The sequence below is a fragment of the Saccharothrix sp. NBAS 001 genome, assembly GCF_056640475.1.
The window spans coordinates 4595030-4616269 of sequence record NZ_CM153251.1 but is presented as its reverse complement, the minus strand read 5'-3'; the positions used below and the strand labels follow the sequence as shown (position 1 = coordinate 4616269).

Below are 21240 nucleotides of genomic sequence, written 5' to 3'. Positions count from 1 at the left end.
GGCGTCGGATCATTGGGAGTGGAAGACCGTGGACGAGGCGAAACTTCTTTCCTACCTCAAGCGCGTGACCGCCGATCTGCAACAGACCCGTCAGCGGCTGCTGGAGGTGGAGTCGGCCGAGCAGGAGCCCGTCGTCATCGTCGGCATGGGCTGCCGCTTCCCCGGTGGTGTGGCCGGCGCGAAGGACCTGTGGGAGCTGGTGGCCGCCGGCCGGGACGCGATCGCCGACCTGCCCGGTGACCGGGGCTGGGACGTCGATGCGATCTACGACCCTGATCCGGACGCGGTCGGCAAGTCCTACGTGCGCACGGGCGGGTTCCTGACGGACGCGACCGGGTTCGACGCCGGGTTCTTCGGGGTGTCGCCGCGTGAGGCGTTGGCGATGGATCCGCAGCAGCGGTTGTTGCTGGAGGTGTCGTGGGAGGCGATCGAGGACGCGGGGGTGGACCCGCTGTCGTTGCGCGGTGAACGGGTCGGCGTCTTCGCCGGCACCAACGGCCAGGCATACGGGTCGCTGGTCGCCGCCAGGGACGCGGTGAGTGACGGTTACCTGGCAACAGGCATCGCCGCGAGCGTCGTGTCGGGCCGGGTCTCGTACTGCCTGGGGCTGGAAGGTCCGGCGGTGACGATCGACACCGCTTGTTCGTCGTCGTTGGTGGCGCTGCACCTGGCGGCGCAGTCGTTGCGGGCGGGCGAGTGCACGATGGCACTGGCCGGTGGTGTGACCGTGATGTCCGACATCAGCGTGTTCGTGGAGTTCAGCCGTCAGCGCGGGCTTGCGGTTGACGGGCGGTGCAAAGCGTTCGGTGCGGGTGCCGACGGAACCGGTTGGGGCGAAGGCGTTGGCGTGCTGGTGTTGCAGCGCTTGTCGGACGCACGCCGTGAGGGTCGCCGGGTGCTGGCTGTGGTTCGGGGTAGTGCGGTCAACCAGGACGGCGCCAGCAACGGTTTGACGGCACCGAACGGGCCGTCGCAGCAGCGGGTGATCAGGGCCGCGTTGGCCGAGGCACGGCTGGAGCCCGCAGACGTCGATGCGGTGGAGGCGCACGGGACCGGGACGCGGTTGGGTGACCCGATCGAGGCGGATGCGCTGCTGGCGACGTATGGGCAGGGCAGGGAACGGCCGTTGTGGCTGGGTTCGTTGAAGTCGAACATCGGGCACACGCAGGCTGCTGCGGGTGTTGGTGGCGTGATCAAGATGGTGATGGCGATGCGGCACGGGGTGTTGCCCCGGACCCTGCACGCCGAGGAGCCGACGTCGGAGGTCGACTGGTCGTCGGGCGCGGTTTCGCTGCTGACCGAGAACCAGGAATGGCCGGAGGTGGGGCGTCCGCGTCGTGCCGGTGTCTCGTCGTTCGGCATCAGCGGCACGAATGCGCACGTGATCTTGGAGCAGCCGGAGCCGGAGGCTGACGCCGAGCCTGGTACTGGTCCTGGTGTGTGGGTGTTGTCGGCGAAGTCTCCCGAGGCTTTGCGGGCGCAGGCGGTGCGGTTGGCTGAGCATGTCCGTGAGCGGCCTGGGTTCTCCGTGGCTGACATCGGGGCGTCGTTGGCTCGGCGGTCGCGGTTTGATCACCGTGCGGCGGTGACTGGTGCGGATCGGGATGCACTGCTGTCCGGTTTGGACTCCTTGACTGCGGCACGTGCGGTTCCGGGCGCCTCCGATGTGGTGCTGGTGTTCCCGGGTCAGGGTTCGCAGTGGCGGGGGATGGGGCGGGAGCTGTGGGAGTCCAGCTCGGTGTTCCGTGACGTGTTGGGTGAGTGCGCCGAGGTGCTGGATCCGCTGGTGGGGTTCTCTGTGGTGGATGTGGTGCGGGGTCAGGCCGACATGCCCAGCGTTGAGCTGGGTGGCGGTGTGGTGGACAGGGTGGATGCGGTTCAGCCGGTTCTGTTCGCGGTGATGGTGGCGTTGGCTCGGGTGTGGCGGTCGTGGGGTGTTCGGGTCGCGGGTGTGGTGGGTCATTCGCAGGGTGAGATTGCTGCTGCGTGTGTTGCGGGTGCGTTGTCGCTTGAGGATGCGGCGACGGTGGTGGCGCTGCGTTCGCGCGCGTTGCTGGCGTTGTGTGGTGAGGGCTCGATGATGTCGCTCGCGCTCTCCCGTGCCGAGGCCGAAGAACTCATCACGGGCTGGGGCGGTGTCGGTGTTGCGGCGGTGAACGGGCCTGCTACGACGGTGGTTTCCGGGCCGGTCGGCGGGTTGCAGGGCGTTTATGACGAGTGTGAGCGGCGGGGGGTTCGGGCTCGGTGGATTCCGGTCGACTACGCCTCGCACTCGGAGCACGTCGAGCGTATCGAGGCCGAGCTTCTGACGGAGTTGGCCGGGATCAGGCCGCGTGGGAGTGAAATCCCGTTCTATTCCACGGTTACCGGTGAGCGGGTGGACACCGCTGGGCTGGACGCCGCCTACTGGTATCGCAACCTGCGGCAGACGGTCCTGTTCTCCGACACGATCGGAGTTGCAGCGCAAGAGGGGCACCGTGCGTTCGTCGAGGTGAGCGCGCACCCGGTGCTGGTCCCGGCGTTGCACGACATCCTCCAGGACGTCGAAGCCGTCGTCGTCGGCTCGCTGCGGCGCGATGAAGGCAGCCTGGACCGGTTGGTCCGGTCCGCTATCGAAGCGTTCGTCGGCGGTGTCGACATCGACTGGACGAAGGTCATCCCGCCCGGACGAGTGGTTCCGCTGCCCACATACGCCTTCCAGCACCAGAGGTTCTGGCCCGAAACCGGCACGACTGCCGGTGACGTCCGGTCGGCCGGGCTGTCTCCGGCGGGTCACCCGCTGCTCGGCGCCGCCGTCACCCTGGCCGAAGGTGACGGGATGTTGTTCACAGGGCAGTTGTCGCCCTCGGCGATGCCCTGGATCTCCGACCACCGGGCGATGGGCGCGGTGCTGCTGCCGGGCACGGCCTTCGTAGAGCTCGCGCTGCACGTCGGTGAGCAGGTCGGCTGCGAGCACGTCGAGGAACTGACGTCGCACGCACCGCTGCTGTTCCCGGGACGTGACGCCGTGCAGGTGCAGATCGCCGTGGGCGCGCCGGACGAGTCGGGGCGGCGGCCGTTCAGCGTCCACTCCCGGCCCGGTGGCGCGACGGACCAGCCGTGGACGCGGAACGTCAGCGGCGTGCTGACGGGTGAACCGAGCACCCGGCCGCGTTTCGACGCGACGGTCTGGCCGCCCGCCGACGCGACGCCGATGGACGTGGAGGACTTCTACCGGCGTGCGGACGCGAGCGGACACGACTACGGCCCGGCCTTCCAGGGGCTGGTGGCCGCGTGGCGGCGTGGGGACGACGTGTTCGCTGAAACCCGGTTGCCCGAAGGCGTCGACGGGCACGGCTACGGCGTGCACCCCGCGTTGCTCGACGCGTCGCTGCACGGGATGCTGCTGGCCGCGCTGGACGACGCCGCCGCCGGTGCCGAGGTCCAGCCCAAGCTGCCGTTCGCCTGGAGCGGCGTGTCGCTGCACGCGACCGGCGCGCACGCGTTGCGCGTGCGGCTCTCCCGCAGCGGGTCGGACACGATCATGCTCGATGCGGCGGATGTCGAAGGCGCTCCGGTGCTCTCCGTCGGAGGTCTGCTGTCGCGGCCGGTGACGGACGAGGCGCTCCAGGCGGCGAGTACGCCGGACCCGGTGTGGGTGGTCGACTGGGTGGGCGTCGAAGCGGGCGATGTCGCCGAGTGGGTCACGCTCGGGGACGGCGGGTTGGCCGAGCTTCCGACGCCCGTCCCGCAGGCCGTCGTGGTGCCCGTGGCGGCTTCCGGCGGGGACCTGCCCGGCCAGGTTCGGGAGGCCACCCACCGCGTGCTCGCGCTGGTGCGGGACTGGCTGGCCGACGAGAGGTTCGCGTCCTCGAAGCTGGTCTTCGCCACCTCCGGGGCGGTCGCCGCCGAGCCCGGTGAGGGCGTTCGGGATCTCGCCGCCGCAGCGGTGTGGGGCCTGGTGAAGTCCGCGCAGTCGGAGAACCCCGACCGGTTCGTGCTCGTCGACGCCGAACCGCAGGACGTCGCCGCCGCCGTCGGCTCGGGAGAGCCCCAGGTGGCTGTGCGCGGCGGCCGGGTGCTGGCGCCCCGGCTCGCCGCCCCGCGCGACCCGTTGACTCTGCCTCAGGGAAACCACTGGCGGCTGGAGACGTCGGGCAGCGGCAGCTTCGAGGAGTTGGCGCTGGTTCCCCGCCCGCAGCTCGCCGAGCCGTTGCGGGGTGAACAGGTTCGCGTGTCGGTGCGGGCCGCCGCGCTCAACTTCCGCGATGTCGCGGTCGCGTTGGAGATGATCCCCGGCCAGCGGCTGCTCGGCAGCGAGGCCGCCGGCGTGGTGACCGAGGTCGGGCCGGACGTCACCGACCTGGTGCCGGGCGACCGCGTCATGGGCTTCTACGCCGGGGTGTTCGGGCCGACCGGTGTCACGGACCGGGTCATGCTCGCGCGCATCCCCGACGACTGGTCGGACGTGCGGGCGGCGTCCGTGCCGGTCGTGTTCCTCACCGCGTACTACGGCTTTCGCGACCTGGCGCACGTCGGGCCGGGCGACCGGGTGCTGGTGCACGCGGGTGCGGGCGGCATCGGCATGGCGGCGATCCAGCTGGCCCGGTACATGGGTGCCGAGGTGTACGCCACCGCCAGTCCGGCGAAGTGGCACGTCCTGCGCTCGCTGGGGCTGGACGACGACCACATCGCGTCTTCGCGGGACCTGACGTTCGAGGCGAAGTTCGGCGGCGGCTTCACCGTCGTGCTCAACTCGCTCGCCCGCGAGTACGTCGACGCGTCGCTGCGGCTGCTGGCCCCCGGCGGCTGGTTCCTGGAGATGGGCAAGACCGACAAGCGCGACCCGGACGACCACCCTAACGTGCGCTACCGGGCGTTCGAGCTCGGCGACGCGGGTCCGGCCCGGATCGGCGAGATGCTCGCCGAGGTGCTGGCGCTGTTCGAGGCGGGCGTGCTCGCGCCGCTGCCGATCACCGCGTGGGACCTGCGGGACGCGCGCGACGCGTTCCGGTTCATGAGCCAGGCCCGGCACATCGGCAAGATCGTCTTCACGGTGCCGTCCGGTCCCGACCCCGACGGCACGGTGCTGATCACCGGCGGCACCGGCATGCTCGGCACCCGCGTGGCCCGGCGCCTGGTGGAACGCGACGGCGTCCGGCACCTCCTGCTGCTCGGCAGGCGCGGCCGTGACGCGGCAGGGGCGGCGGAGCTCGAACGCGACCTCACCGCGCTCGGCGCCCACGTCACGATCGCCGCCTGCGACGTCGCCGACCGTGCCGCGCTCGCCGAGGTGCTGGCGGAGATCCCCGCCGCACATCCGTTGCGGTCGGTGATCCACTGCGCGGCCACCCTGGACGACGGCCTGGTCACGTCGCTGACCCCGGAGCGGCTCGACGCGGTGCTGCGGGCCAAGGTCGACGCCGCCGCGCACCTGCACGAGCTGACCCGGGGGATGGACATCGCCGAGTTCATCCTGTTCTCCTCGGCCGCCGGCACGTTCGGTGCCGCCGGGCAGGGCAACTACGCCGCCGCCAACTCGTTCCTCGACGCGCTGGCTGAGCACCGACGTGCCGCAGGGCTGCCCGCGCAATCCCTGGCCTGGGGTTTCTGGGAGGAGCGCAGCGACACCACGCGGCACCTGGCGGACGCGGACATCCGACGGATGTCGCGGTCCGGTGTCGTCGCACTGTCCACTAAGGACGGACTGGAGCTGTTCGACGTGGTTCGGCGCCGGCCGGAAGCCGTGCTGGTGCCGATTCCGCTGGATCTGCCCGCTTTGCGCGCCAAGGACGAGGTCCAGCCACTCCTGCGCGGCCTGGTCGGGGCGGTGCGGCGGAGGAAGACCGCCGCGTCCGCACCGGACGCCGTCGGGACGTCCGACCTGCGCCGGCGCCTGCTGTCGTTGGGTGCGGGTGAGCGTTTTGGTGTGGTGTTGGAGTTGGTGTGTGGGTGTGTGGCGGGGGTGTTGGGGTTTGGTTCGGGTGGTGTGGTGGAGGTTGGTCGGGCGTTTCGGGAGTTGGGTCTCGATTCGTTGACGGCGGTGGAGTTGCGGAATCGGTTGGGTGTGGCGGCGGGGTTGCGTTTGCCGGTGTCGGTGGTTTTCGACTATCCGAATGCGGAGGCGTTGGCCCGGTTTGTGGTTGACGAGTTGGTCGGTGCTTCTCGCGAGGTTGTTGAGCGTCCTGTTGCCGCCGGGGGTCTCACTGACGATCCGATCGTGATCGTGGGGATGGGCTGTCGGTTCCCTGGTGAGGTGTCGTCGCCGGAGGGGTTGTGGGATCTGGTGGCGTCCGGCGGGGACGCCGTCGGCGGCTTTCCGCTGGATCGCGGCTGGGACACCGACGCGTTGTTCGACCCCGACCCGGACGCGGTGGGCAAGACTTACACGCGGCACGGCGGGTTCGTGGCTGATGCCGGCGATTTTGATGCCGGGTTCTTCGGGATTTCGCCGCGTGAGGCGTTGGCGATGGATCCGCAGCAGCGGTTGTTGTTGGAGGTGTCGTGGGAGGCGATCGAGGGCGCCGGGGTTGATCCGCTTTCCCTTCGTGGTGGTCAGGTGGGTGTTTTTGTCGGGGCGAGTCATCGGGATTATGTGTCCGGTGTGGCTCCGGTGGAGGTCGAGGGTTATTCGCTGACGGGTAATGCGTCGAGTGTGGTGTCTGGTCGGGTTGCGTATTTTTTGGGCCTGGAGGGTCCGGCGGTGACGGTGGATACGGCGTGTTCGTCGTCTCTGGTGGCGTTGCATTTGGCGGCTCAGTCGTTGCGGTTGGGTGAGTGTTCGTTGGCGTTGGCGGGTGGTGTGGCGGTGATGCCGCATGCCGATGTGTTTGTGGAGTTCAGTCGTCAGCGTGGTCTTGCTGTGGATGGGCGTTGTAGGTCGTTCGCGGCGGGTGCTGACGGGACTGGGTGGGCCGAGGGTGTCGGTGTGTTGGTGGTGCAGCGTCTCTCCGTGGCCCGCCGTGAGGGTCGTCGGGTGTTGGCGGTGGTTCGGGGTAGTGCGGTCAACCAGGACGGTGCCAGCAACGGTTTGACGGCGCCGAATGGTCCGTCGCAGCAGCGGGTGATTCGGGCGGCCCTTGCGCAGGCCGGGTTGGAGCCGGGTGATGTGGATGTGGTGGAGGCGCACGGGACCGGGACGCGGTTGGGTGATCCGATCGAGGCGCAGGCGTTGTTGGCGACCTATGGGCAGGGTCGGGAGCGTCCGTTGTGGCTGGGTTCGTTGAAGTCGAACATCGGGCATGCGCAGTCCGCTGCGGGTGTTGGCGGGATCATCAAGATGGTCATGGCGATGCGGCACGGAGTGCTGCCCCGGACCTTGCACGTGGACGAGCCGACGCCGCACGTGGACTGGAGTTCCGGCTCGGTTTCGCTGCTGACCGAGAACCAGGAGTGGCCTGAGGTCGGGCGTCCTCGGCGAGCTGGCGTCTCCTCGTTCGGCATCAGTGGCACCAACGCCCACGTCATCCTGGAAGCTGCCGAATCGGTAGCGGAGCCGGATGTTGAGCCGGCGCCGGGGCTTGGGGTGTGGGTGTTGTCGGGGAAGTCGCCGGAGGCGTTGCGGGCGCAGGCGGTGCGGTTGGCTGAGCACGTGCGCCGAGTTCCCGTTGGTGTGGCTGACGTTGGGATTTCGTTGTTGCGGCGGTCGCGCTTCGAGCATCGAGCCGTGGTGGTTGGCGCGGACCGGGATGTGTTGCTGGCCGGCTTGGACGCGGTGGGTGTCGGGGTTTCCGATGCGGTCGACGTGGTGTCGGGAGCCGGTGGCGTGGCGGTGGTTTTTGGTGGGCAGGGTTCGCAGCGGGTCGGGATGGGCCGTGAGCTGTATGAGCGGTTCCCTGTTTTTGTGGAGGCTTTTGACGAGGTGGTGGGCCACTTCGAGCCTGGGTTGCGGGATGTCATGTGGGGTGATGAGGAGGGGTTGGGTGCGACCCTCTTCACGCAGCCTGCGTTGTTTGCGTTCGGGGTTGGGTTGTTCCGGTTGTTGGAGTCGTGGGGTGTCGAGGTCGAGGCTGTTGCCGGGCATTCGATTGGTGAGATCACGGCGGCGCATGTTGCGGGTGTGTTGAGTCTTGAGGATGCGTCGACGCTGGTGGCGGCGCGGGCGTCGGTGATGCAGGCGTTGCCCGAGGGTGGTGCGATGGTTGCTGTCGGCGCTGGTGAGGACGTCGTCCGTGCGCTGATGGCGGAATCCGGAGTGTCGATCGCGGCGGTGAACGCGCCGGAGTCTGTTGTCGTGTCCGGGATAGAGGACGCGGTGCTCGCGGTGGCAGACCGGGCGCGAGCGGCTGGGCTGCGTACTACGCGGTTGCGGGTGTCCCACGCCTTCCATTCGGTGTTGATGAACCCGGCGCTCGATCAGTTTGTGCGGGCGATCACGGCGATCACTCCGCAGCAGCCCAGGATTTCGGTGGTCTCCGGCGTGACCGGTGAGCTTGCTGGTGAGGGGTATGGCACGGCCGCGTATTGGGCTGAGCATGTGCGTGAGCCGGTGAGGTTCGCTGATGTCGTCCGCACGTTGGAGGCACAGGGCGTAGGCACGTTGGTGGAGGTCGGGCCGCGCAGTGTGTTGGCGGCTCCTGCGACCGACACCTTGGCCGGTGCCGACGTGGCCGTGGTGGTGGCCTCGAACGCGGAGAGCGCGGTGACCGCAGTCGGGCACGCCTACGCCCGTGGTGCCGAGGTCGAATGGGAACGGATCGTGCCCACAGGACGGGTCGTACCGCTGCCGTCCTACGCCTTCCAACGTCAGCGGTACTGGATCACTCAGGCACCGGTTGCGCAGCCTCGCCGCCAGGACGCCGTCGACGAGTGGCGTTACCGCGTCACCTGGGCTCCGCTGACCCCGGTCCGTGCCGACGCCGAGCGGGGCCGGTGGTTGGTGGTCGTTCCGGCGGGTGTTGCCGGGGACGTGCGTGACCAGGTCGCCGCCGCCCTGGGTGCGGAAGTGCTCGAACTCGACACCGCGAACCCCGACCGGGCGGCGTGGAATGCGGCGCTGACCGCCCGTGCCGGCGCGACCGGGGTGGTTTCCCTGTTGGCCGGCGTCCGGGCGACGACGGTACTGGTGCAGGCCGTGCTGGACGCGGGTCTGGACGTGCGGGTGTGGGCGGTGACCCAGGGCGCGGTCGGTACCAGCGCCGACGACCCGGTGATGTACCCGGAGCAGGCGCAGGTATGGGGCGCGGGCCGAGTGATCGCCCTGGAGCACCCGGACCTCTGGGGTGGTCTGATCGACCTCCCTGCCGACCTCGGTGCAGTGGTCGAACGCGACCTCGTCGCCGTTCTCGACGGCGACGAGGACCAGGTGGCCCTGCGTGCGGAAGGCGCGTTCGGACGGCGGCTCGTGCGGGCGGGCTCGGCGAGGCCCGGTGACTGGCGGGCACGGGGCACGGTGCTGATCACCGGAGGCACCGGAGGTCTGGGCGGCCGGGTGGCGCGCTGGGTGGCCACTCGTGGCGCCGAACGCGTCGTCCTGACGAGCCGACGCGGTGCGGACGCGCCGGGCGCGGACGAGCTCCGGGAGGAGTTGGTGCGGCTCGGGGTGGACGTCACGATCGCCGCCTGCGACGTCGCCGACCGCGTCGCCGTCACGGATCTGGTGGGGACGCTTCGCGCCGACAGCCACGACATCCGCACGGTCGTCCATGCCGCAGGTATCGGCCAGTTCACGCCCGCCGCAGAGGTGAGCGGCGAGGAACTGGATGCGGTCGCCGGGGCGAAGGTCGGCGGTGCAATGCACTTGGACGCGTTGTTCGGTGCGGAGCTCGACGCGTTCGTGCTCTTCTCGTCGGTGTCCGGCGTGTGGGGCAGCGGCGGGCAGGTGGGGTACGGCGCGGCCAACGCGTTCCTCGACGCGCTCGCCGAACAGCGCCGGGCGCGCGGCCTGGCGGCGACGGCGGTGGCGTGGGGTCCGTGGGCGGGAGAGGGCATGGGCGGGTCCGAGGAGTCCGCGCAGTTCCTGAACCGGTACGGGCTGAAGCCGATGGATCCGGGCCTCGCGATCGAAGCGTTGCGGCAGGCGCTCGACGGCGACGAGACCGCGGTTGTCGTCGCCGCCCTCGACTGGAGCCGGTTCGGCCCCACCTTCACCGCGACCAGGGTCTCCCCGTTGCTGGCCGAGCTGCCGGCAGCGGTCGACGAGCCGGCGGCGGACGACGGTGCGACCGCACTGCGCGAACGGATCGCGAAGGAGTCCGAAAAGGAACGCTCTCGGATCGTGGTGGAGCTGGTGCGGGAGAACGCCGCCGCAGTGCTCGGGCACGGGTCCGTCGCCCAGGTCGCCGCGACCGCCGCGTTCAAGGACATCGGGTTCGATTCGCTGATGGCCGTGCGGTTCCGCGACCGGTTGAACACGGCGCTGGGCGTGCGGCTGTCGTCCACCGCGGTGTTCGACTTCCCCAAGCCGGTGCTGCTGGCCGAGCACATCCTCGACCTGCTGCTGCCCGACACCGCCGACGAGGTGCACGCCGGGCTGGACAGCCTGGAGGCGGTGCTCGACAAGGCCGACGACGGTGTCCGGCACTCGGTCGTCCTGCGTCTGAAGGCGTTGACCGCGAAGTTGAGCACCTCCGACGGCGACGTCGCCGGGAAGATCGAGAGCGCGGGCGACGACGAGATCTTCGACTTCATCGATCGGCAGTTCGGCACTCCTGAAGCTCGTCTCGAAAACAGGTGAGAGCAATGGCGGACCAGGACAAGCTTCGCGAGTACCTCAAGCGCGTGACGCTGGACCTCTACCAGGCGCGGGAACGCCTGCGCGAGCTGGAGGAGCCGATCGCGATCGTGGGCATGGCGTGCCGGTACCCGGGCGGGGTCTCGTCGCCGGACGGCCTGTGGCGCCTGGTGAGCTCCGGTGGTGACGCCATCGGGGAGTTCCCCGTCGACCGGGGGTGGGACCTCGGCGAGTTGTACGACGCCGACCCCGATCGGGCAGGGAAGTCGTACACGCACCAGGGCGGGTTCGTGTACGACGCGGGTGGGTTCGATGCCGGGTTCTTCGGGATTTCGCCGCGTGAGGCGTTGGCGATGGATCCGCAGCAGCGGTTGTTGCTGGAGGCGTCGTGGGAGGCGTTCGAGGACGCGGGCGTGGACCCGGAGAGTGCGGCGGCGAAGAAGGCCGGTGTGTTCGTCGGCGTCAGCTACCAGGGCTATGGCGGCACCGCTGACCGGTCCGACGAGATCGCCGGACACCTGCTGACGGGCAACGCGGTGAGCGTCGCCTCGGGCCGGGTGTCGTACAGCCTGGGGCTTGAGGGCCCGGCGGTGACGGTGGATACGGCGTGTTCGTCCTCGTTGGTGGCGTTGCACTTGGCGGCTCAGTCGTTGCGGGCGGGCGAGTGCTCGATGGCGCTGGCCGGTGGTGTGACGGTGATGTCGAACGCCGAGGTGTTCGTGGAGTTCAGCCGTCAGCGCGGGCTTGCGGTTGACGGGCGGTGCAAGGCGTTCGGTGCGGGTGCCGACGGAACCGGTTGGGGCGAGGGCGTCGGCGTGCTGCTCGTGCAGCGTCTCTCCGTGGCCCGCCGTGAGGGTCGTCGGGTGTTGGCTGTGGTTCGGGGTAGTGCGGTCAACCAGGACGGTGCCAGCAACGGTTTGACGGCGCCGAATGGTCCGTCGCAGCAGCGGGTGATTCGGGCGGCCCTTGCGCAGGCCGGGTTGGAGCCGGGTGATGTGGATGTGGTGGAGGCGCACGGGACTGGGACGCGGTTGGGTGACCCGATTGAGGCTCAGGCGTTGATTGCCGCCTATGGGCGGGATCGGGAGCGTCCGTTGTGGCTGGGTTCGTTGAAGTCGAACATCGGGCACACGCAGGCTGCGGCCGGTGTGGCGGGTGTGATCAAGATGGTGATGGCGATGCGGCACGGGGTGTTGCCCCGGACCCTGCACGCCGAGGAGCCGACGTCGGAGGTCGACTGGTCGTCGGGCGCGGTTTCGCTGCTGACCGAGAACCAGGAATGGCCGGAGGTGGGGCGTCCGCGTCGTGCCGGTGTCTCGTCGTTCGGCATCAGCGGCACGAATGCGCACGTGATCTTGGAGCAGCCGGAGCCGGAGGCTGACGCCGAGCCTGGTACTGGTCCTGGTGTGTGGGTGTTGTCGGCGAAGTCTCCCGAGGCTTTGCGGGCGCAGGCGGTGCGGTTGGCTGAGCATGTGCGCCGAGTGCCTGTCGGCGTCGCCGATGTCGGGACGTCGTTGCTTCGAAGGGCTCGGTTTGCGCATCGGGCGGTCGTCACCGGTGCTGATCGGGATGTGTTGCTGGCTGGTCTGGACGCGGTGGGTGTCGGGGTTTCCGATGCGGTCGGTGTGGTGTCGGGAGCCGGTGGCGTGGCGGTGGTTTTTGGTGGGCAGGGTTCGCAGCGGGTTGGGATGGGCCGTGAGCTGTATGAGCGGTTTCCTGTCTTTGCGGAGGCGTTCGACGAAGTGCTGGGCCACTTTGAGCCCGGGTTGCGAGATGTCATGTGGGGTGTTGAGGAGGGATTAGGTCAGACCGGATTTACGCAGCCTGCTTTGTTTGCGTTCGGGGTTGGCGTGTTCCGGTTGTTGGAGTTGTGGGGTGTCGAGGTCGAGGCTGTTGCCGGGCATTCGATTGGTGAGATCACGGCGGCGCATGTTGCGGGTGTGTTGAGTCTTGAGGATGCGTCGACGCTGGTGGCGGCGCGGGCGTCGGTGATGCAGGCGTTGCCCGAGGGTGGTGCGATGGTTGCTGTCGGCGCTGGTGAGGACGTCGTCCGTGCGCTGATGGCGGAATCCGGAGTGTCGATCGCGGCGGTGAACGCGCCGGAGTCGGTTGTCGTGTCTGGGATAGAGGACGCAGTGCTCGCGGTGGCTGATCGGGCGAAGGCGGCTGGGTTGCGTACTACTCGGTTGCGGGTGTCCCACGCTTTCCATTCGGTGTTGATGGACCCGATGCTTGATCAGTTCGCGCGGGCGATCGAGACGATTTCGCCGCAGGAGCCGAGGATTCCGGTGGTCTCCGGCGTGACCGGTGAGCTTGCTGGTGAGGGGTATGGCACGGCCGCGTATTGGGCTGAGCATGTGCGTGAGCCGGTGAGGTTCGCGGATGTGGTTCGCACGTTGAACGCGCAGGGTGTGGCGACGGTGGTGGAGATCGGGCCGCGCAGTGTGTTGGCGGCTCCTGCGACCGACACGTTGGCCGGTGCCGACGTGGCCGTGGTGACGGCGTCGGACCCGGAAACCCTGCTGTCTGCGGTGGGCAAGACCTACGCCCGTGGGGCGGAGGTCGACTGGGAACGGATCGTGCCGGCGGGACGGGTCGTGCCGCTCCCGTCCTACGCCTTCCAGCGCGAGCAGTATTGGCTGGCACCGAAGGCGGTTCAGGGTCGGCAGCCTACTGGTCAGTGGGAATACGAGGTCACGTGGAAGGAGCTTCCGCCGGCGAAGCCTGCGGCGGTGACCGGACGGCGGCTGGCGGTCGTGCCCCGTGGCGTGGAGGCGGCCCAGGAGATCGCGCTCGCTGTCGGTGCGAAGGCCGTGCTGGAGCTGGATGCGGCCGAGCCGGATCGCGTCGCCTGGGCGCGGTCGCTGGCCGAGGAGGAGGACTTCACGGAGATCGTCTCCCTGCTGGCCCTCGCTCCCGGTGACGGGACGGGTGTGGTCGCCACGGCGGCGCTGGTGCAGGCCGTGCTGGATGCCGGTCTGGACGTCCGCGTGTGGGCGGTGACCCAAGGTGCGGTCGGCGTCGACGAACAGGTGTTGGATCCGGTGCAGGCCCAGGTCTGGGGCGCGGGCCGGGCGATCGCCCTGGAACACCCGGACCTCTGGGGTGGCTTGGTCGACCTGCCTGCCGATCCCGCTGTGGTGGACGAAAGCGTTCTCGACGGCGACGAGGACCAGCTCGCCGTGCGGGACTACGGCAGGTTCGGGCGTCGGCTCGCGCGGATCCACGCGGTCGATGTCGGTGCGCCGCAGGTGTCCGGGACGGTGCTGATCACCGGAGGAACCGGCGGCCTGGGTGCGCATGTGGCGCGGTGGGTGGCGGCGAACGGCGCCGATCACGTGGTGTTGGTGAGTCGCCGGGGCGCCGAGGCGCCGGGTGCGGCGGAACTGCGGGCCGAGCTGGAGGCAGTGGGCGCACGGGTGGAGATCGCGGCATGCGATGTCACCGATGCGTCGCAAATGGCGGCGGTCGTTGCCGGGGTGGCGGCTGATGAACCGTTGTCGGTGGTGCACGCCGCCGGCGTGGTCGAGGACGGTGTGGTCGGTTCGCTGCCGGTGTCGGCCTGGTCGTCGGTGCTGGGCGTGAAGGTTGCCGGCACTCGGGTGCTGGAGGAAGTAACCGCAGGTCGTGACGTCCCGGTGTTCGTGGTGTTCTCATCGCTCGCCGCGACGCTGGGCAACGCCGGGCAGAGCAACTACGGCGCGGCGAACGCGTGCCTGGACGCCATGATGGAGCGCCGCCGGGCACGTGGTCTGGCCGGCACCTCGGTGGCGTGGGGACCGTGGGCCGGTGGAGGCATGGCCGCGCGGGTCGGTCCCGAGGGGTGGAGCCGCCACGGCGTGACCGCGATGGACCCCGGGCGCGCGATCGAGGTGCTCCAGCGGCTGATCGCCCGTAACGCCACCACCGCCACCGTAGCCGACATCGACTGGGAGCGCTTCGTCCCGGCGTTCACCGCGACCCGGCCGAGCCCGCTCCTCGAAGAGCTCGCGCCGGCACCTGCGACCGAGGCGCCTGGGGGACTGGTCGAGCGGCTGCGTGCGCTCAGGCCGGCGGATGCCGTGCTCGCCGTGCTCGACCTCGTCCGACGGCACGGCGGTGAGGTGCTGGGACAGACGGCCTTGCTCGGCGCGGACGAGACGTTCACCGATGTCGGCTTCACGTCGCTGGCCGCGATCCAGCTGCGCAACCGGCTGAACACCGTGACCGGGCTGACGTTGTCGGCGGCGGTCACCTACGACTACCCGACACCGCGCGCGCTCGCCGACCACATCACGACGAGCCTGCTCGGGCTGACCGGCGAAGTCGAGCACCCCGCCGCGCCCGTCGAACTCGACGACGACCCGATCGTGGTGGTCGGCGTGGGCTGTCGCTTCCCCGGTGGCGTGGCCCACGCGGAGGACCTGTGGGAGCTGGTCGTGGGCGGCCGGGACGCGATTTCCGACTTCCCGGACGACCGTGGCTGGGACGTCGCGGCGATCTACGACCCCGACCCGGACGCGGTGGGGAAGTCGTACGTGCGCTCCGGCGGGTTTCTCCGCGACGCGGGCCACTTCGACGCCGGGTTCTTCGGCGTGTCGCCGCGTGAGGCGTTGTCGATGGATCCGCAGCAGCGCTTGTTGCTGGAAGTCTCGTGGGAGGCGATCGAGAACGCCGGAATCGACCCGCTGTCGTTGCGCGGCGGGCGGGTCGGCGTCTTCGCCGGCACCAACGGGCAGGACTACGCGTCGCTGGTCGCGGGCAGCAGCGCCGCAGGCGACGGCTACCTGGCGACGGGTAGTGCGGCCAGCGTGATGTCGGGCCGGGTCGCGTACTGCCTCGGCCTGGAAGGTCCGGCGGTGACGGTGGACACGGCGTGTTCGTCGTCTCTGGTGGCGCTACACCTCGCTGCCCAGTCGTTGCGCGCCGGGGAGTGCTCCATGGCGCTGGCCGGCGGTGTGACGGTGATGTCGAACGCCGAGGTGTTCGTGGAGTTCAGCCGTCAGCGTGGCCTGGCGCCGGATGGCCGGTGCAAGGCTTTCGGGGCCGGTGCCGACGGAACCGGGTGGGGCGAAGGCGTTGGCGTCCTCGTGGTGCAGCGCCTCTCGGACGCTCGCCGGGCAGGCCGCCGGGTGTTGGCGGTGGTTCGGGGTAGTGCGGTCAACCAGGACGGTGCCAGCAACGGTTTGACGGCGCCGAACGGGCCGTCGCAGCAGCGGGTGATTCGGGCGGCCCTTGCGCAGGCCGGGTTGGAGCCGGGTGATGTGGATGTGGTGGAGGCGCACGGGACCGGGACGCGGTTGGGTGATCCGATCGAGGCGCAGGCGTTGTTGGCGACGTATGGGCGCAACCGTGGGCGTCCGTTGTGGCTTGGTTCGTTGAAGTCGAACATCGGGCACACGCAGGCTGCGGCCGGTGTGGCGGGTGTGATCAAGATGGTGATGGCGTTGCAACACGGGGTGTTGCCGCGCACCCTGCACGCGGATGAGCGCACCACCGAAGTCGACTGGTCGTCGGGCTCGGTTTCGCTGTTGACCGAGAATCAGGAGTGGCCCGACCTGGGACGCCCGCGCCGGGCCGGGGTGTCGTCCTTCGGGATCAGCGGCACCAATGCGCACGTCATCCTCGAAGCACCCCAGCCCGAGCCGGACGCCGAACCTACGGCAGGCCCCGGGATCTGGGTGTTGTCCGGGAAGTCGCCCGAGGCGTTGCGGGCGCAGGCGGCCCAGCTTGCCGAGCACGTGCGTCAGCTGCCCGAGGTCGTGCCTGCCGACATCAGTGCTTCGTTGCTGCGGCGGTCGCGGTTCGAGCACCGTGCTGTGGTGACCGGTGCGGACCTTCCGGCACTGCTTGCCGGCGTGGACGCCGTGGCCGCAGGTGCCGCCGTGGTCGCGGGCAGGGTGGTCGCGGACGTCGATCGCGGTGTGATGTTGGTGTTCCCGGGTCAGGGTTCGCAGTGGCGGGGGATGGGGCGGGAGCTGTGGGAGTCCAGCTCGGTGTTCCGTGACGTGTTGGGTGAGTGCGCCGAGGTGCTGGATCCGCTGGTGGGGTTCTCGGTGGTGGATGTGGTGCGGGGTCAGGCCGACATGCCCAGCGTTGAGCTGGGTGGCGGTGTGGTGGACAGGGTGGATGCGGTTCAGCCGGTTCTGTTCGCGGTGATGGTGGCGTTGGCTCGGGTGTGGCGGTCGTGGGGTGTTCGGGTCGCGGGTGTGGTGGGTCATTCGCAGGGTGAGATTGCTGCTGCGTGTGTTGCGGGTGCGTTGTCGCTTGAGGATGCGGCGACGGTGGTGGCGCTGCGTTCGCGCGCGTTGCTGGCGTTGTGTGGCGAGGGCTCGATGATGTCGGTATCGCTGCCACGTGCGGATGTCGAGGAGCTCGTCGCCGGCTGGGGTGGCGTCGGTGTTGCGGCGGTGAACGGGCCTGCTACGACGGTGGTTTCCGGGCCGGTCGGCGGGTTGCAGGGCGTTTATGACGAGTGTGAGCGGCGGGGGGTTCGGGCTCGGTGGATTCCGGTCGACTACGCGTCGCATTCCGAGCACGTCGAACGCATCGAGGCCCGGTTGCTGACCGACCTCGCGGGAATCACGCCGCGTGGGAGTGAGATCCCGTTCTACTCCACGGTCACTGGTGAGCTGCTGGACACGAGCACGCTCGACGCCGCCTACTGGTACCGCAACCTGCGCCGAACGGTCCTGTTCTCCGACACGATCCACACCCTGGCAGAAGCCGGCAGCCGCGCGTTCATCGAGGTCAGCGCGCACCCCGTGCTCGTCCCGGCGCTGCACGACATCCTCCAGGACGCCGAAGCCGTCGTCGTAGGCTCGCTGCGCCGTGATGAAGGCAGCCTGGACCGGCTGATCCGGTCTGCGGCCGAAGCGCACGTTCGTGGTGTCGACGTGGACTGGGCCGAGGTGCTGCCGGTCGGTCGGGTGGTCGAGCTGCCCGCGTACGCGTTTCAGCGCGAGCGCTTCTGGCCGCAGGTGCACGGCAGGGCTCGGGACGCGTCGCGGTGGGACGTGGTCGCCCTGGCCGGATCGGGCGGAGTGGTGCTCTCGGGCCGGTTGTCGGCGAAGTCGCCGGGCTGGCTCGCCGATCACGGGGTGCTGGGTTCGGTGCTGCTGCCGGGCACGGCGTTCGTGGGATTGGCGGTGCGGGCCGGCGACGAGGTCGGCTGCGGCGTCGTGCGGGAATTGACGTTGCGGGAGCCGTTGGTGCTGCCACAACGCGGTGGCGTGGTCGTCCAGGTCTCCGTTTCGGGCGAGGACGAGCGCGGTGAGCGTGAGGTGTCGGTGCACGCCCGCCCCGACGGCACTTCCGAGCAGGAGTGGACGTTGCACGCCACCGGCGTCCTGGCCGGCGACCCCGTGCCGGTCGACACGGAGCCCTGGACCACCGCTGGTGCCGAACCCGTGGTGGTCGGTGCCGACGAGGTCACGTCGTTCTACGAACGCGTTGCCGCTGCGGGATTCGACTACGGGCCTGCTTTCCGGGGTGTTCGGGGCATCTGGCGTTCCGGGGCGGACGTGCTGGTCGAAGCCGCATTGCCTGGTACTGACGAAGAGGATGAGTTCGGGTTGCACCCGGCGTTGCTGGACGCGGTGCTGCACGCGATCGGGTCCGGGGACTGGTTCACAGACTCCTTGCCACGGCTGCCGTTCGCGTGGGCGGGGGTTCGGCTGCACGCGACCGGCGCCCGTGAGGTGCGTGCCCGGATCACGGCTGCCGGTCCGGACGCGGTCGAGGTGCGGGTGACGGACCTGGCCGGGCAGCCGGTCATGACGATCGACTCGTTGGTGCTGCGGCCGGTCCGCGCCGACCAGCTGTCCGCTGCGACGGCAGGTGTGGGCCTGTACCGGGTGAACTGGCCCGAGATCTCCCTGCCGGACGCCGGCCCGGTCGACGGATGGGTCTCGCTCGCGGACCTGCCGGGGGTCGAAGTGCCTCGCCGTGAGTCGGTCGTGGAGCTGGGTTCGCCTGCGGTGACGGTGTTGCCGGTTGAGTCCACTGTGGATCCTGTTGGTTCGGTGCTGGGTGTTCTGGAGGTTGTGCGGGAGTGGTTGGCACGTGGGGTGTCGGGGCGTTTGTTGGTGGTGACTCGTAGCGCGGTTGCGGTGGATCCGGGTGATGATGTGGGGAGTCCGGTGGCGGCGGGGGTGTGGGGTCTGGTGCGTTCGGCGCAGCAGGAGAACCCTGGCCGGATCGTGCTGATCGACGTCGACCGGTACTCCCTCGGACTGCTGCCGGCGGCTGCCGCTGTCACGGACGAGCCGCAGTTGGCGTTGCGGAGCGGAAGGGTTCGGGTGCCGCGCCTGGTGGCCGTCGACCGGGCGTTGACCCCGCCTGCGGAGCCGGCCTGGCGGTTGGACATCCCGGAGCAGGGCACGCTGGACAACCTCATCCTCAGCCCGTTCCCGCCCGCACTCGAACCGCTCGGACCGAAGCACGTCCGCGTCGAGGTCCGCGCTGCCGGGCTCAACTTCCGGGACGTCCTCAACGCTCTCGGCATGTATCCGGGCGAGGCCGGTCCGCTGGGCACGGAAGTCGCCGGTGTGGTGGTGGAGGTGGGTGCCGAGGTCAGGGGTGTGGCTGTTGGTGATCGTGTGATGGGGATGGTGGCGGGTGGTTTCGGGCCGGTGGTGGTCACTGATGTGCGGTTGGTGGTGCGGATTCCGGACGGCTGGTCGTGGGAGGTGGCGGCTGGTGTTCCGGTGGTGTTCTTGACTGCGTGGTGTGGGTTGGTTGAGCTTGGTCGGTTGTGTGGTGGTGAGTCGGTGTTGGTGCACGCTGCGGCTGGTGGTGTGGGTTTGGCTGCGGTGCAGGTGGCGCGGTGGTTGGGTGCGCGGGTGCTGGGGACGGCGGGTGTCGGGAAGCAGGATGTGGTTCGGGAGTGGGGTGTTGCTCCGGGGGATGTGTTCTCGTCGCGGTCGTTGGATTTTGAGGCTGGTGTGTTGGCCGCGACTGGTGGTCGTGGTGTTGATGTGGTGTTGGATTCGTTGGCTGGTTCGTTTGTGGATGCTTCGTTGCGGTTGGTTGCCGCCGGTGGTCGGTTCGTGGAGATGGGCAAGACCGACATCCGCGACGCGGACGAGGTCGCCAACGCGTTCCCAGGTGTGCGGTATCGGGCCTTCGATCTGGCCGAGCTCGGCCCGGACCGGGTTCAGGAGGTGCTGACCAGGCTGGTGGAGCTCTTCGAGAGCGGGGAGTTGGCTCCGTTGCCGGTGACGACGTGGGATGTGCGTCGTGCGCCGGAGGCCCTGCGGTTCGTCAGCCAGGCGCGGCATGTGGGCAAGGTCGTGCTGCGGATGCCGCGTGCGGTCCCGTCCGACGGTGTTGTGGTGGTGACGGGTGGGACGGGGACGTTGGGCGGGATCGTGTCACGTCATCTGGTCGTCGGGCACGGTGTGCGGCGGCTGTTGTTGTTGAGTCGCAGTGGTATGGGTGCGCCTGGTGCGGCGGAGCTGGTCGAGGGGTTGACCGGTTTGGGTGCCGAGGTGGAGGTGGTGGCCTGTGACGTGTCGGACCGTGGTGGGCTTGCGTCGGTGCTGGACGGGGTGCCGGTGGCCGGGGTGGTGCACGCGGCGGGTGTCCTGGACGACGGTCTGGTGACGTCGCTGTCGGAGGAGCAGGTGGAGCGGGTCCTGGTGGCGAAGGCTGTCGCCGCGTGGAACCTGCACGAACTGACCCGTGATCTCGACCTGCCGATGTTCGTGCTCTTCTCCTCGGCGGCGGCCACGTTCGGCAACGCCGGGCAGGGCAACTACGCGGCGGCGAACGCGATCCTCGACGCACTGGCCCACCACCGGCACGTGCGTGGATTGCCGACGGTGTCGCTGGGCTGGGGTCTGTGGGCAGAGGCCAGCACCATGACCTCGGGCATGACCGACACCGATCACGCCCGGATGGCCCGAGCCGGTGTCAAACCCCTGTCCACCGACGACGCGCTGGCGCTGCTGGACCAGGCGCTCGCCGCCCCCGTCCCGCACGCGCTGCCGCTGCCCGTTCCCCAGCCGGGTGCCGAGGTGCCCGCGTTGCTGCGCGAGCTGATCCGGCTGCCTGCACGGCGGCGGGTCGCCGAGAGCAACAGCGGTGGGCAGGAGGAGGGCCTGCGTCGACAGCTGGCCACGGCGACGCAGGTGGAGCGGCGCAGCCTGGTGCTGAACCTCGTCACCGGCAACGCCGCTGCGGTGCTCGGCCACTCCGGGGGCACGCTCGACCCGGCCCGACCGTTCCGGGAGCTCGGCTTCGACTCGCTGACCGCGGTCGAGTTGCGCAACCGGCTCGGCGCCGCCACCGGGCTCACCCTGCCGCCCACGCTGATCTTCGACCACCCCAGCGCGGAGGTGCTGACCGGGCACCTGCTGGACGAGCTCCTGCCGGACGCACGACAACCGGTACCCGCGGACGAACCGGCGGTCAGGAGCCTGCTGGCCTCGATCCCGCTGCCCCGGTTGCGGGACTCGGGGCTGCTCGACCGGCTGCTGGCGCTGGCCGCACCCGCGGTGCCCACCGAGCCCGAACCCGAGGGCGGCGCGGAGGCGATCGCCGCCATGGACGTCGCCGACCTCGTCCGCCTGGCGCTCGACGCCAAGAACTCCTGACCGAGCTGGAGA

General features: G+C 69.7%; 2 protein-coding genes. Both read left to right on the top strand.

From position 1 onward, the window contains the following. The first annotated feature begins 28 nt into the window (after positions 1-28). A complete protein-coding gene (locus AC0HI0_RS18870; RefSeq protein ID WP_480933680.1) occupies positions 29-10654 on the top strand; it encodes an SDR family NAD(P)-dependent oxidoreductase in 10626 nt (3541 codons plus the stop codon). Next, positions 10651-21228, top strand: coding sequence for an SDR family NAD(P)-dependent oxidoreductase (locus AC0HI0_RS18865; RefSeq protein WP_480933679.1), 10578 nt, complete (start codon positions 10651-10653; stop codon positions 21226-21228). The genes AC0HI0_RS18870 and AC0HI0_RS18865 overlap by 4 nt, the downstream gene beginning before the upstream one ends. Positions 21229-21240 lie beyond the last annotated feature (12 nt).